Genomic DNA, 14,588 nt, shown 5'->3' on the forward strand with positions numbered 1-14,588 from the left:
TTTTAAGCAGGCTACTGTACCTTAATTTGAGACAAGTCCATGCCTATCATTGGTAATATCATCAAAAAAGCAATTGAACTCACGGATACCTTGTCCGATGAAGTATCACCCCAGGAGGCGCAGGAAGAAGTACTGAGAAGTCTGCTTAAAAAAGCGAAAAACACGGCTTTTGGCAAACATTATGGGTTTGAAGAAATTCTGTCCAGCGATAACCCTCAAAAGGAATTTGCCCGTCGGGTACCTTCCCACGACTACGATAAAATGGCCCGTGAGTGGTGGAATCGTGTTTTGGCGGGGGAGGAAGACATAACCTGGCCCGGCAAACCTGACTATTTCGCCCTTAGCTCAGGCACTACCAGCAACAGTAAACACATACCCGTCACCGACGATCTACTAGCCGCCATTCGTAGTACGGGCATCCAGCAAATTCTGAGTCTTTCAGAATTTGACCTGCCACCGTCCTTCTTCGAAAAGCAAATTATGATGCTCGGGTCAAGTACCCATCTGAAAGAGAAAGACGGCCACCTGGAAGGTGAAATAAGCGGAATCAGCGCCAGTAACATTCCGTTCTGGTTTGATATTTATTACAAGCCGGGGAAAGAAATCTCAGCCATTGATGATTGGGATACCCGGATTCAGCGCATCGCCGAGAAAGCCCGGGACTGGGACATTGGCAGCCTGTCGGGTATTCCGGCCTGGATTGAACTGATGCTCAAGCGGGTTATTGAGTACCACGGGGTTAAAAACATCCACGAAATCTGGCCTAACCTAATGGTATATACCTCGGGAGGTGTAGCGCTGGACCCTTATAAGAAGAGCCTGGAGAAGCTGCTGGCCCACCCGCTCGTATATATTGACACCTACCTGGCCTCCGAAGGTTTTCTGGCTTTCCAGAGCCGACCCGATACCAAGTCCATGAAGCTGTCGCTGGAAAATGGCATTTACTTTGAGTTTGTTCCGTTTGAAGAAAAGAATATGCAGGACGACGGAACGGTCCATCCTGACGCCGAGGTACTTACCATTAACGAAGTAGAAGAATACAAAAACTATGTACTCTTAATTTCAACCGTGTCGGGTGCCTGGCGGTACATGATTGGTGATACGGTACAATTTACGGATAAAGCCCGCTGCGAAATTGAGATAACCGGTCGTACCAAGTTCTTCCTGAACGTGGTAGGTTCTCAGTTGTCGGTACATCAGATGGAAAAGGCCATTAGTCACCTGAACGAAAAGTACACGATTGACATCAAGGAATTTATCGTAGCGGCTGTACAGCGCAACGGGGAGTACATCCACCACTGGTACATGGGCTGCGACGAATGCTCTGACAACCAGGAGGTAACCAAAACCCTGGACGAATTCCTGCAGGAACACAACAAGAACTACAAGGTAGCCCGGAGCAAAGCACTCAAAGGAGTGGAAGTTACGCTCATCCCGTCGGATGTTTTTTACGACTGGAGCGAAGCGACCAAGAAAAAAGGCGGACAGGTAAAGATACCCCGCGTTATGAAAGAAGAGCAGTTTCTGGAATGGGAAGAATTCGTTAAGAGCAAATCAGCTACGTTCTGATTCGGCGGTAGCCTCGGCTTCTTCTACCAACAACATAATATCGTCCGGCGACAGGTACAGTCGCCGGATTTTTCTTTTGTACTTTTTGGAAATTTTGGCGTGGTCCAGAATAAAATTCTTGGTAGCGATGAGCTTACTGGCCAGCCCGCGCTCAACGGCAAACGTATCCGCTGCCCGCTCTGCTTCCATGATGTACTTCCGGGAAAGAGAGTACCCGATTCCAAACTTTACCATGTCCAGGGTACTTCGGTGCAGGTAGTCCATTATATGGCCCAGTTCATGACCAATCCAGCCAATGAGGACATCCTGGGGTAACGTTTCAATTTTAATTTGCTCACCACCCAGCCGTAACCAACGATTCATCCTGATGACATAGCTCCGCTCCGAACGGACTTTGTGCATAGTACCTATCCTGGGCTGCGCCAGCATCACCGAATTTCGGATGCCCCGGCTAAAAACAAAATCTATGGGTACTTCCAGTAGTTCCGGGTAGTAGGAAAGCGACAGCAGAATCACGTATCGCAGCTGTTCGGGAATTTCTTTATTCTTTGCGTAGATGTTTAATTCGTTTTCCTCAACAATAGTACCTCCACCGGAGGCACCACTACTTGTTTTATCTGTCTGCTGATAATCCATTTCCAAATATTTGATGGTACTTCAATTCTCCCCTTTAACCCACAAAAACCACACCACCGCTTATCCGGCGCAACTGTTCCGCTGGGGTTATCTTTTGTAAAAGATATAGTCGGTGGGTAGTGGCTCGAGGCCGTGCGCCCGGAAGTCGGTGGCGATTTGGGAGCGGTGGTAGGTAGTATGATTGACAACATGGAAGAGAATATCCTGAATCGTATTCTGGAAGGCTTCGCCCTTGCTGTTGGTATAGCTCACGAGGGTGTCGAGGGCCCGCTCATTCAGTATCTCGGTGGTCTGCTGATAGTTGTCTTCGTTCAGAGCCAGCATTTCGCTCAGGGGTAACTCCTGCCATACGCCTACCGCGGGTGGCAGGCCCAGTATCCGCTGGTTCCAGATATGGTGCGCATCCAGCAGGTGACTCAGCAACTGCTGTGACTTGCCCAGGTCGGCTTCGGTAGTAACGTTCAGCTTCTGTACTAGTTGGGTGTTATAATGATTGGTGTATTGGAACAGGTTTTCAAAAAATTCTTTCATAAGTAGCTGCTCTTTTTGATTCAGGTAAATCTTTCCCCGCCCAGTGGCTCGTGGTTGTGCAGGATTACGACCAATAGTAGTAAAAAAATTTTAAGTATTCATCGACAGAATAGAGCTATCCGTCGTCACAATAGGCGAACTGGCAGATTAGTACCCTTAGGCAGGCACTAAATGGTTAAACTTTGTAGCAGGCGCTTGCTCTAACCTCCAAGCAACTAAACCGAACCATGAATAAAATTCCTAAACTCTTACTATTTGCAGCAGGACTACTTCTATCCACACTGGTACCAGTACATGCTCAAACTCCCACCTACAAAGTAACGGGTGCTATTCTTGATACCACCGACCGCAGCGCCATTGTTGGGGCCTACGTAATGGTTACCCAACCGGGCGACACCACCGCGGCTCCCAAAATAGTAGCGACCGACGTAAACGGTCGCTTTGAAATCGGGGGACTGGCCAACCGACGCTATCAGCTTAAAGTAAGCTACCTGGGCTACCGCGATTTCGTACGCTCCATCCGGATTCGGGACGGGGACCTGAACCTGGGCGATATTTTACTCTCCGAAACGGCCTCTAACCTCAAAGAGGTCAATGTGGTGGGGCAGGTGCAGCAGTCTCAGCAAAAAGGAGATACCACGCAGTTCAACGCGGCAGCCTTTAAAACCAACCCCGACGCTACGGCCGAAGAACTCATCCAGAAAATGCCCGGTATAACCGTACAGAATGGTCAGGTGCAGGCTCAGGGGGAGGCGGTACAGCGCGTTTTGGTTGACGGTAAGCAGTTTTTCGGAGAAGATGCTACCCTGGCACTGCGCAACTTACCGGCTGAAATCGTGGATAAAATAGAAGTATTCGACCGCCAGAGCGACCAGTCACAATTTACGGGCTTTGACGACGGCAACGCCCAGAAAACCATCAACATCGTTACCCGCGCCGACCGTAATGCCGGTCAGTTTGGGAAAATATTTGGCGGTTACGGCTCCGACGACCGCTACATGACTGGTGGCAACCTGAATATCTTCAACAAGAACCAGCGCATCTCCATCATTGGTCTTTCCAATAATATTAACCAGCAGAACTTCGCTTCGCAGGACCTGGCCGGTGTGCTGGGTAGCTCCGGTGGGGGCGGCGGCGGTGGACGCGGGGGTCGTGGCGGAGGAGGTGGCGGCGGCTGGGGAGGTGGCGGTAACGCCGGTAACTTCCTGGTGGGTCAGCAAAACGGTATTACCAATACCAACGCCTTTGGCCTGAATTACACTACTACTTTGGGCAAGAAACTGGAAGTAACGGGAAGCTATTTCTTTAACCGGTCCAGCAACGCCAACGCCCAGGCCACCAACCGGGAGACCTTCCTGAGTAATTCGACGGGAAATCAGATGTACCGGGAGAATAGTAATTTTGCCAATACCAACATGAACCACCGGGTTAACTTCCGGTTTGAGTACACACTTAACAAAAACAACTCTATCATATTTACCCCCGGTCTTAACTGGCAGAACAACGAGTCGGCTACCCTGCGGACGGGTGTTACTACCCTGGCGCCTGCCGGTACTATACTAAACCAGACCAACAATACCCGAACTAACGAAACGGCCGCGTTTAACTTTACCAACAACCTGCTCTGGCGTCACCGCTTTGCCAAGGCCGGCAGAACGCTGTCCATGAATATCTCCACCAACTTCAACGACCGGAACGGAGAAGGCAACCTGTATGCGCTCAACCAGTTTTATAATTCCAACCGCATCCCGGGCGACACCATCGACCAGCAATCGTTTAATGAATCCAGAAACGTACGGATGGGCGCGAACCTTAACTACACCGAGCCGCTGAGTAAGCTCATCCAGCTGCAGTTGGGCTATAACGTTTCGCTCAGCAACAGCGATTCAGAGAACCGTACTTTCAATTATGTAAACAGCGAAGACCAATATGCCCGACTGGACACGCTGCTTTCCAATACCTTTGATAACCAGTACCTGACCCACCGGGCGGGCCTAACGTTACGGGCCAATAAAAAGAAATTTACCGGAGCGGTAGGGGTGGAACTTCAAAATGCCGGACTGTACAGTCAGCAATTGTTCCCCCGCTTTAACGAGGTAGATCAGACGTTTACCAATGTGCTACCCAACGCCTTCATGATGTACCGCCCCGGGGAAGGCAAAAACCTGCGGTTGTTCTACCGTACCTCTACCAACGAGCCTTCCATTACGCAGTTGCAGAATGTGGTTAACAACAGCAATCCGCTGTTCCTGACGGCCGGTAATCCCAATCTGCAGCAGGAATATACCCACCGGGTTAACCTGCGATATTCTTCTTCCGACGCCAAGGCGGGACGTAACTTCTTTGTATTCGGCTCGCTCAACTACATCAACAACAGCATTACCAACTCAACTTTTGTGGCCCAGCGCCCCGTCGTACTTCCCAATGGACTGCAACTGGAGCAGGGCGCTCAGCTAACTACCCCCGTGAACCTGGATGGTGCCTGGAACTCACGCGTCTTTGTAAATTATGGCTCTCCAATCAAAACTCTTAAGGTCAATGTCAACCTCAACAGTGGGGTCAACTACAACCGCAGCCCGGGCCTGATTAATAATCAGCTGAATGTATCAAACAACTACGCCCTGTCGCAGGGAATAGTACTGAGCAGCAACATCAGCCCCAGGCTTGACTTTACCCTGTCCTTTAACGGAAACTACAACATAGTACGTAACAGTATCCAGCCGCAGCTCGACAACAACTTCTTCTCGCAGCTCAGCTCGGCCCGCATTAACTGGATATTCGGTAAGGGATACGTATTCCAGACCGACATCAATAATCAGTCCTACCGCGGACTGGGACAGGGCTTTAACCAGAACTTTACGCTCTGGAACGCCAGCCTGGGCAAGAAATTCATGAAGGATAACCGCGGCGAGCTGAAACTGACCATGTTTGATATTCTGGCGCAGAACAACAGCATCAGCCGTAACGTCACCGAAACCTTCGTGGAGGACGTGACCAGCCGGGTACTGACCCAGTATGGTATGCTTACCTTTACCTACACCCTCCGCAACTTCGGTAAAGCACCGGCTCCCGTCCCCCGGCAAAATCGGGACGAATTCCGGGGACCGGGTGGAGAAGGTCGGCCCGGTGGCTGGGGTGGGCCGAGAGAGTGAGTGAGGTAGTGAATGAATGAGTTGAGAGTCTATGAGTTCATGAGATAATTTCGGAGGTACGTAGTTCCCCCTGATAAGTACTTACAATTTTTTTACACCAATTCAACTAAGAAAAGAGCCGCTACCGGATATCCGGTAGCGGCTCACTTTTTAAAATAAAGCTATTACTGCGCATTGAAGTACCTGCGGAGTTTCTGCTGTGTTAAACAATTTTGTCAGGTAATATTGAGGAATAAAAAGGATAAATTCGAGAAAAAGTACTTTAAGTAGAATATTCCTTTCAAACTCCTTACCGGATGAATCGCCGCACTTTTCTTCATAACTCATTTGCTGCCGGCCTAACGCTGGCTGGGGTACCTGCTATGAGCTTCTGGCCCGAAGAGGACTTCCCGGTCCAGCGAATAACCGATGGCAGTCACTACTGCTGGTTTGGCTACTACGACAAGCTGGCCACGGACCCCACCGGCCGCTACGTGCTGGGACAAAGGGTCCCCTTTGAGGGCCGCAGCCCCGAAGCCGATGACCTGCTCAGCATCGGGATGATTGATTTACAGAACGCTAACAAATGGATAGAACTGGGTACTTCCCGCGCCTGGGGCTGGCAGCAGGGATGTATGCTTCAGTGGGTACCCGGCTCATCGGAAGAGGTCATCTGGAATGATCGGAGTTCGCCTGGCCGGGCCACGCCTGGCGGGTACGTGAGCCGCGTGTACAACATCCGCACTAAAAAGCAGAGGACGCTCCCGAAGGCCATCTACGCGCTGGCCCCCAACGGCCAGTTTGCGGTAGGGACAGAATTTAACCGCATCCAGAACCTGAGGCCCGGCTACGGCTACGCCGGGGTACCTGACCCGCACGAGGCGGAAAAAGCCCCCGCCGAAATTGGCCTCTACCGCATGGACCTCAAAACCGGCCAGAGTAAGCTCCTGATTTCCATCGCTGACATGGCCAACACTCCCCACCAGGGAGAGTCGGTGGCAGATAACTGGCACTGGTTCAACCACCTGCTGGTGAGCCCGGATAGCAAGCGGGTGGAGTTTCTGCACCGCTGGCGCAACGTACTGGAAGACCGGCAACGTATGGCCACTTCCAATTTTGTAACCCGGATGGTCACGGCTCAGGTAGACGGCAGCGACCGGTACATTGTGGACCCTTCGGGCAATTCATCGCATTTTGTATGGCGCGACCCGGAGCATCTGCTGGTCTGGACAAAACCGATCGGCAAGGAGTGGGGTTTCTGGCTACTGAAAGATAAAACGCAGGAAAGTACCCACATCGGTGCCGAAAAAATGCCCATCAACGGCCACAATACGTACGTACCTAACACCAATAACGAATGGGTATTGAATGATACATATCCTAATAAGGAGCGCGTCCAGACCTTGTACCTCTACCACATCCCGACCGACCGGCGGGTAGTGCTGGGTAAGTTTTTGTCGCCTCCGCAGTACAAGGCCGAGTGGCGCTGCGACCTCCACCCCCGGTGCGACCAGGCGGGGACAAAGGTGTTTTTTGACTCCACCCATGAGAAACTGGGGCGACAGATGTACTGCCTCGACATAAGCAAGATTGTCAGACAAGGATAACAACTACAACCAGCAATGAATCAGGAAACATCCCGTAGGGATTTTATAAAAACGGCCGGGCTGGGTATGGCCGGGGCTGGTATCGCAGGTACTTTACCGGCTACCCCAACACCCGGACAAGCCCCCAAAAAGAAAGTAGAGCTGGCCATTGCGACCATTACCTGCGATGGCTTCGGGGACCTGAATTTTGAGAGAGCCTTTGAGGTCATCCCCAAACTTCCCTACAAAAACGTGGAGTTTAACTGCTGGTACGCGCGAAACCTCACCCCTTCGGGCATCCAGAGTATCAAAGATCGCTGCAAGCAACACAAACTAACGCCCGTATGTGTACAGGGTAGCTCTTTCGGGGCGCAGGGAAATATAATAAAAGATGTAACCCACAAACTCTGGAACATGGAAGCCGCCCGGCAATTGGGCTGTAAACGGGTGAAATTTACCGGAGCGGGTCGCGGTAGTGAGGGAGGACTGGATGCCGTCATTAAAGTATTGAAAGAACTGGCCCCCGCCGCCGAAGAAATGGGTATGTTGATATTAGTAGAAAACCACGCCAACAACAACCTGGAAAACATTGAAGACTACGATAAGGTGTTTAGTGCCATAGCTTCACCCAACGTAGGAATGTGCATGGACAACGCCCACTTTAACGGGGCTAACGTAGACCTTTTTAAAGTAGTTGACCGGTTTCACTCCCGCATTTTGCACATTGACCTGAAAGATACCGAGCGAATGGGTATCCATAAAGTAGTGCGGTACGGCGAAGGGGTTACCGACAATGCCGGTGTCGTGGAAAAGATGCTCGCCCATGGTTACGAGGGGTACCTGCTCATTGAAATGGCTCCTCCCCAAAACCAGGATACGCTCGAAGCTGATTTAATGAAAGCATATACCCTATTTAAGAAATATGAAAAGTAGCAGGTTCAACTCCTTGTCTGCGCTGGCGGCCACGACTCTCCTCCTGCTGGCAGGCCTGCACTTTTCATTTCGACTGGAAGAAAACCCACCAACCTCTGTACCTGACCAGCCGCGCGTTCTGGATAACCGGCTCGAGCTAACCCTTTTTGCCGAAAATCCGGACATTGTCACGCCTATTGGTATTGCCGTTGATAGTCTGAACCGGCTTTTCGTACTCGAATCGCACACGCATCAGCCACCATCGGGCTATACCGGTCCTAAGGGCGACCAAATCAAAATTTTTATGGATGAAAACGGCGATGGAAAGCCCGATAAAACCTCGGTCTATGCCGAAGGATTAAAGGAAGGTGTCAATCTGGCTTTTTCACCTGAGGGGTACCTCTATGTTGTTACGTCTAAGGCCGTATGGGTACTGTACGACCGGGATGGAGATGGCGTAAGTGAGGAACGAAACAAGGTACTTGAACTGGTCGAACCGGCTTCTGTGTACGCCCACGCGGCCTTGCTGGGCATTACTTTTTCCAGTGACGGCTGGTTGTACCTGTCACGGGGCAATACCAGTGGTGCTTCCTGGAAAATGGCAGGTACCGACGGCGCAACGCTCAGTGGCTACGGAGACGGGGGTAATATAGTCCGGTCACGGCCGGATGGCTCGCAGTTGGAAGAAGTTGCCACGGGTTTTTGGAATCCCATGGACCTTAAGTTTTCGGACAAAGGACACTTACTGGCGGTTGACAACGACCCGGACAGTCGCGGCCCTAACCGTCTGGTGCACGTAGTACCGGGCGGCGACTACGGCTACAAGTCGTTGTACGGGGGAAGCGGCATACACCCCTATCTGGCCTGGAATGGCGAGTTACCGGGTACCTTACCATACGCCGTTGGGTTGGGAGAAGCGCCCTCCGGCTTGCTTAATGCCAGCCTGTCCTCCCTTCCTCCCGACTACCAGGGACAGCTGCTGAGTAGTATCTGGGAAGAGAGCCGGATTGTACGAATAAACCTCCAGGCCCGGGGCGTATCGCTGACCGGGAATACGGAAGTACTAATTGAGGGCGGACCTGAGTTTCGGCCGGTAGCCTTTGCTACCGATAGTCAGGGCGCTATTTACTTTACCGATTGGGTACTTCGCGACTACCCAAACCACGGCCGGGGCCGGATCTGGAAATTAGCGACCCGGAAAAACGAGCCACAACAAGTACCCCGCCGTTTGTACGCGCCATTTCTACCCAATCCGGAAGGAGATCCTTTGAAAGAAATGTATGCTCTGCAATCACCCAAGCAGTTTGAGAAACTAAAAAAAGCCTTACAATCTGCCGATCCTTTTCTCCGGCAGGCGGCAACGCGGGTACTTTCCGGGCCCGAATACCATGAGGTCGCTCTCGGAGCCGTCCGGGATGCCGATGCTGAGGTACGGCTGGGAGCGCTGCTGGCGCTTCAGCAGTCGGGATACCAGCCCGCCCAGGAAGTCATGCTGCAACTACTTACTGATAAAGACGAACGAATTCGGCAACGAACTCTGGTATGGGTAGGTCAGGCCGGTATGGCGCCACTCCTCACCCAGCTCGACCGGGCTCTGAGCATAGGTATACCTTCCCCGGCTTTGTTTGAAACCTACCTCGAGACCATCAGCCACCTGGATCCTGTTTTCATCAGAGAATTAAAGAACCGCTCGCAGCCATACGCCAAGTCAATCAAAAGGTCGCTTCTGCCCCAGTTCATGGAGCAATTTGTCCGGGATGGCTCCCGTCCACCGGCTTTACGTGCCCTGGCTGTTAAGATGCTCCCACATCCGGAGCAGCAACTCGACCTGCTTACCTCCCTTCTGAGCCAGGAAAAAGCGCCCGAGCTACTACTGGAAGTAGTGAGGTCACTGGCCACAATAGCGGCTCCTGCCGCGGCAGAACGGCTTTTACAGGTAGTCTGGCAGCCGGCCATGCCGGTACAAGTCCGGTCTGAAGCCCTGTTAGCACTGACCAGACAGCCAACTGACCATTCGGCGCAGGTAGTACCCCTACTGAATTCCCCTTCTCCGGACCTCCAGCTTGAGGCAGTCAGGTACCTGCGGGCTTATTCTACTACCCCGGCGGTTCAAGAAGCCCTGCGGGCTAAGCTGACCGCTACTACCAGCAAAACCCCGGAACCCCTCAGGCAGCAACTGACACTGGTGCTATCGGCCCCGGCTGCCGGACGGCCCGCTTCCTACGAGGATTGGGAAAAGAAATTGCAAACAGCGGGGGATGTGCAGCGCGGACAACAGGTATTTTATTCGCTACAGGGCATGTGCTCTTCCTGCCACGCGGTACAGGGCCGAGGGGGCGACCTGGGCCCCGACCTGACCCACGTAGGTAAGTCCAAGTCCCGCGCGCAGCTGATTCGCTCCATCCTGCGGCCATCGGCGGAGATTACTCCCGAGTGGCAGGGCTGGTATATCAGCCTCCATACCGGAGAGTACTATCAAGGAAGACAAATTGACGTGGGAGAAAAAAACATTGAACTCTATACCCAAGGCACCGGATTTACTGATTTCGCAAAAAAGAACATTAAGGAATACGGAATGATAAAAAACTCCCTCATGCCCGATGGTCTGGAAAGTCAGTTGAGTGTCAGCGACCTTCGGGATCTGCTGACTTTTCTGGAAGCTGATAAAAAATAATTCCTCGCCGGGCGGGTGGTACTACGGTAAAAAAGTAGGGAAATGAAAGTACCGAAGCAGAAATTGAAATGAAAAACTTTGTACCTTGTCCGTCGAAATTCCTCTCTCTGCCAATAAACCTGTCTTTGACAAGACACCCTCTTAGTCCCATCCAGCAGGTCTAAGTACTTCTTTTTAAACTATTCCCATTTGTCAGCAGGTTTAGTTGGGACAATACATGGCAAAAAAAATTTTCCGTACACTTATTTCATGCAAGACGTTGATCTGACCAGTTGCGACCGCGAACCCATTCATATTCCCGGTAGCATACAATCCCACGGTTTTCTGGTGGCCGTACAAAAAGACACCTACCTAATCAAAAAGGTCAGTAGTAATGTAGGTGATTACATAGGCACTACCGCCGCCGCGCTCATTGATCAGCCCATTCAGCACCTGGATTCGTTCATTGCCTCTACGGTTCCCGGCTCAGCCCTGGAAGAACTGCTTAACGTGGGTCGGCGCAACCAGTCGTACGAGTCCCTGAGTCCCCAGCAGATGCAGGTAGCGGACCAGGACATGAACCTGATCATTCATGCTTCGGGCGAGTACATAGTACTCGAATTTGAGCCCCGCCTGACCTGGATGGATGTACTGGATTATCAGAAACTCATTACGCGGTCGTTACAGGAAGTACAGGGCGCACCTACGCTGCAACTGCTCCTGGACCGGGCGGCCAAATGGGTAAAAAGTATTACGGGCTTTGACCGGGTCATGGTGTACCAGTTTATGGAAGACTGGCACGGCGTGGTAGTGGCCGAGCAAAAGGAAAGCCATCTGGAAGCTTTTCTGGGCCTGCACTATCCGGCTTCGGATATTCCCAAACAGGCGCGGCAGCTTTACCTGCGCAACCTGGTCCGGCTCATTGCTGATGTTTCCTCCACCAGCGCCCGCCTCTACCCCGACGAAAAACCCGGTAGCGACATACTGGACCTGTCCGACTCGGTACTTAGGTCAGTTTCCCCCATCCATATTGAATACCTCAAGAATATGGGGGTCATGGCCAGTATGAGCATTTCGCTGGTTATCAATGGCAAGCTGTGGGGGCTCATCGCCTGCCACCATTACTCGCCGCGCTTTGTCGACTATCCGGCCCGCACTACGGCCCGGTTTATCAGCCAGATTCTGTCGGCTACGCTGGAACACCACCGCGGCGAAACCGACAGCGAATTTGCCAACCAGGTACTTTCGACGGGTCAGCAGCTCTTGATTCAGATGACCAAGGACTGGGACGTGGCCGAGGGGCTGGTGGGCCGCAAAGATACCATTCTGCAACTCACAAAGGCTTCGGGTGCCGCGCTGGTATTCGAAAACAAAGTATACTTACTGGGTACTACCCCTACCGAAGAAGAAGTGCGGGCGCTGGTGAAATGGCTGGGGACCCTGCAGGTTGACAATTTTTTCCAGACCGATCACCTGCCCAACCAGTACAGCCCGGCGCTTGCCTATAAGGACAAAGCCTCTGGCCTGATGGTGGTGGGGCTGTCACCTATTCTGGAAGAGTATGTACTGTGGTTTAAGCCCGAACAGATCCAGTTGGTTAGCTGGGCCGGTAATCCGGAAAAAAGCGTAAGTGGCCACGAAGAAGACGGTACCATACGGCTTAGTCCCCGCAAGAGCTTTGAGAAATGGACGCAGGAGGTAAAGAATACCTCTCTGCCCTGGGAAGACGTTGAAATAGCGGGCGCGCTGCGGCTCCGCGAGGACATCCTGCACGTAATTACCCGGAAAGCTAACGAGATCCGTCGGCTCAACGAGCAGCTGAAGCATGCGTACGAAGAGCTGGACGCCTTTAGTTATACCATTTCGCACGACCTGCGTACCCCGCTTACTACCCTGAAAAGCTATACGGAAATCTTACTGGAAGACTTTGGGGAAGAACTGGATGAAGAGGCCAGGCAAATTATTGATCGCATACTCCGGTCAGCCGACCGGATGGGGCTGCTCATCCAGAATGTACTGGGGTACTCACGCCTGTCGCGGTCGGAAATCAACAGGCAGGAAATTCCGATGCGCCCGGTGATTGACACGCTGCTGGAAGACCTCCGGGTAGCTATCACTACCCACCAGCCTTCCGTCCAGATTGGTACTACCCCACCACTCTACGGCGACCCGACCATGATCGGGCAGATATTTGCCAATGTTATTTCCAATGCTTTTAAGTACTCGGTTTCGGCGAAAGAACCGCGCATTGAAATAAACGGGAAAGTAGAGGGCGAAGAAGTAATTTATGCAGTCCGGGATAACGGCATCGGCATTAATATGGGCCAGGCCAGCAAAGTGTTTGACCTCTTCAAGCGGCTGGACAATACTGGCTCCATCGAAGGGAACGGCGTAGGAATGGCCATTGCCAAGCGTATTGTAAACCGCCACAACGGACGAATCTGGTTTCAGAGCAAAGAAGGGGAAGGCACTATTTTTTACGTAGCCTTACCGGTAAAGAAGCCCGCCGAGGTTCCTGCCAATTCTAACTAATTTGTTACTATACACATTCCTGAAATGAAGAAAGTAGATATTCTGTATATTGAGGATAACCCGGATGATGTGTTGTTTTTTGAGCGCATTCTGAAGAAGATTGATGACAGCCTTACTTTTGAAGTAGCCGGGTCGGGTACCGAGGCCATATCCATGCTCAACGGAGAGAACAGTGAGTCTATTCGGCCCCGCCTGGTACTGGTAGATATGAACCTGCCCGGCCTGAGTGGTGTTGAAATAGTACGTTCGCTGCGACACACTCAGTCGACCCGTCACCTGCCACTGGTTATTTTCAGTACTTCTGACTCCCCCACCGACATCAGGAGTTCTTACGAGGCGGGAGCCACGGGGTACCTGGTCAAATCCGGCAGCTACAAGGGCCGTACCCAGCAACTCGACCACGCCCATAAATTCTGGATTGTGAGTAATCAATATTTCTAATTTAACTAAATGAACCCACTGCACGCCCAATTAAAATCAGCAACCGCAACGCTGCACGACAAGACGGAAAAGGCGCTGTTTGTAGAGGCTATTGTCAGCCACCAGCTCAGTCGGGAGCAACTGACTACCATACTTTTGGCCCAGTACCAGTTCAATTGGGCCCTTGAGCAGGCTGTGCAGTCCATTGAAGTACTTCGGCAGGAGTACCAGGCCCATCATCGCTATAAGACTGACTTGCTACGGGCCGACCTGGCAGAACTGGGTACTCCGCTACCGGATGAAGCGCCGGCCTGGGATATTTTTTCAGAAGCCGAGTTATTTGGAGCCTGTTATGTAGCCGAAGGCTCGACCCTGGGCGGAAAAATAATCAGGAAACATTTAACGCAGTCAGCGCAATTAAATGGACTTTCATTTCATTATTATAGCGTATACGGCACCGACGTAGGACCGCAGTGGAAACTATTTCTGACCTTTCTTGATTATCATTCCCAACGGCTTCTGCCTGCCGAAGTAGTACTTGGCGCGCAGAAATCCTTTCATTTTTTATTACAGGCTGTACAGGAAGTACGTGTTTAAAGACTACTTCGGGCAGTTCAT

General features: G+C 51.8%; 10 protein-coding genes. 8 read left to right on the plus strand and 2 right to left on the minus strand.

Annotated features, from left to right (window positions below; all coding sequences use genetic code 11):
- Positions 1-39 precede the first annotated feature (39 nt).
- Entirely contained in the window at positions 40-1,569 is a 1,530-nt protein-coding gene (locus VGN67_RS01895) for a GH3 family domain-containing protein (RefSeq protein WP_327485069.1), read from the plus strand.
- On the opposite strand, the gene VGN67_RS01900 is transcribed toward VGN67_RS01895, so the two are convergent.
- Together VGN67_RS01900 and VGN67_RS01905 are read right to left on the minus strand one after the other, a co-directional pair.
- The gene (locus VGN67_RS01900) at positions 1,555-2,205 is read right to left on the minus strand and encodes a hypothetical protein (protein ID WP_327485070.1); all 651 of its coding nucleotides are present in this window, start codon (positions 2,203-2,205) and stop codon (positions 1,555-1,557) included. The genes VGN67_RS01895 and VGN67_RS01900 overlap by 15 nt on opposite strands.
- 87 nt (positions 2,206-2,292) lie before the next feature.
- Complete coding sequence (locus VGN67_RS01905; protein WP_327485071.1) at positions 2,293-2,736, minus strand: DinB family protein; 444 nt, start codon at positions 2,734-2,736, stop codon at positions 2,293-2,295.
- A 227-nt stretch (positions 2,737-2,963) separates the two neighbouring features.
- Here VGN67_RS01905 and VGN67_RS01910 point away from each other — a divergent pair, with 227 nt between their 5' ends.
- From VGN67_RS01910 to VGN67_RS01940, 7 genes are all read left to right on the plus strand, one after another.
- Positions 2,964-5,888 carry an outer membrane beta-barrel family protein gene (locus VGN67_RS01910; RefSeq protein ID WP_327485072.1) on the plus strand — a complete coding sequence of 975 codons (2,925 nt, stop codon included), beginning with the start codon at positions 2,964-2,966 and terminating at the stop codon, positions 5,886-5,888.
- Between the two features lie 296 nt (positions 5,889-6,184).
- Positions 6,185-7,474: a hypothetical protein gene (locus VGN67_RS01915; RefSeq protein WP_327485073.1), complete on the plus strand. Its 1,290-nt coding sequence runs from the start codon at positions 6,185-6,187 to the stop codon at positions 7,472-7,474.
- Between the two features lie 15 nt (positions 7,475-7,489).
- Entirely contained in the window at positions 7,490-8,386 is an 897-nt protein-coding gene (locus VGN67_RS01920; RefSeq protein WP_327485074.1) for a TIM barrel protein, read from the plus strand.
- Positions 8,376-11,039: a PVC-type heme-binding CxxCH protein gene (locus VGN67_RS01925; RefSeq protein WP_327485075.1), complete on the plus strand. Its 2,664-nt coding sequence runs from the start codon at positions 8,376-8,378 to the stop codon at positions 11,037-11,039. Before VGN67_RS01920 ends, VGN67_RS01925 begins: the two co-directional genes overlap by 11 nt.
- A gap of 249 nt (positions 11,040-11,288) precedes the next feature.
- Complete coding sequence (locus VGN67_RS01930; protein WP_327485076.1) at positions 11,289-13,550, plus strand: ATP-binding protein; 2,262 nt, start codon at positions 11,289-11,291, stop codon at positions 13,548-13,550.
- Between the two features lie 24 nt (positions 13,551-13,574).
- Positions 13,575-13,991: a response regulator gene (locus VGN67_RS01935; protein ID WP_327485077.1), complete on the plus strand. Its 417-nt coding sequence runs from the start codon at positions 13,575-13,577 to the stop codon at positions 13,989-13,991.
- A 9-nt stretch (positions 13,992-14,000) separates the two neighbouring features.
- Positions 14,001-14,567, plus strand: coding sequence for a biliverdin-producing heme oxygenase (locus VGN67_RS01940; RefSeq protein WP_327485078.1), 567 nt, complete (start codon positions 14,001-14,003; stop codon positions 14,565-14,567).
- Positions 14,568-14,588 lie beyond the last annotated feature (21 nt).

The organism is Telluribacter sp. (assembly GCF_035998675.1).
Taxonomy (GTDB): Bacteria; Bacteroidota; Bacteroidia; order Cytophagales; family Spirosomataceae; genus Telluribacter.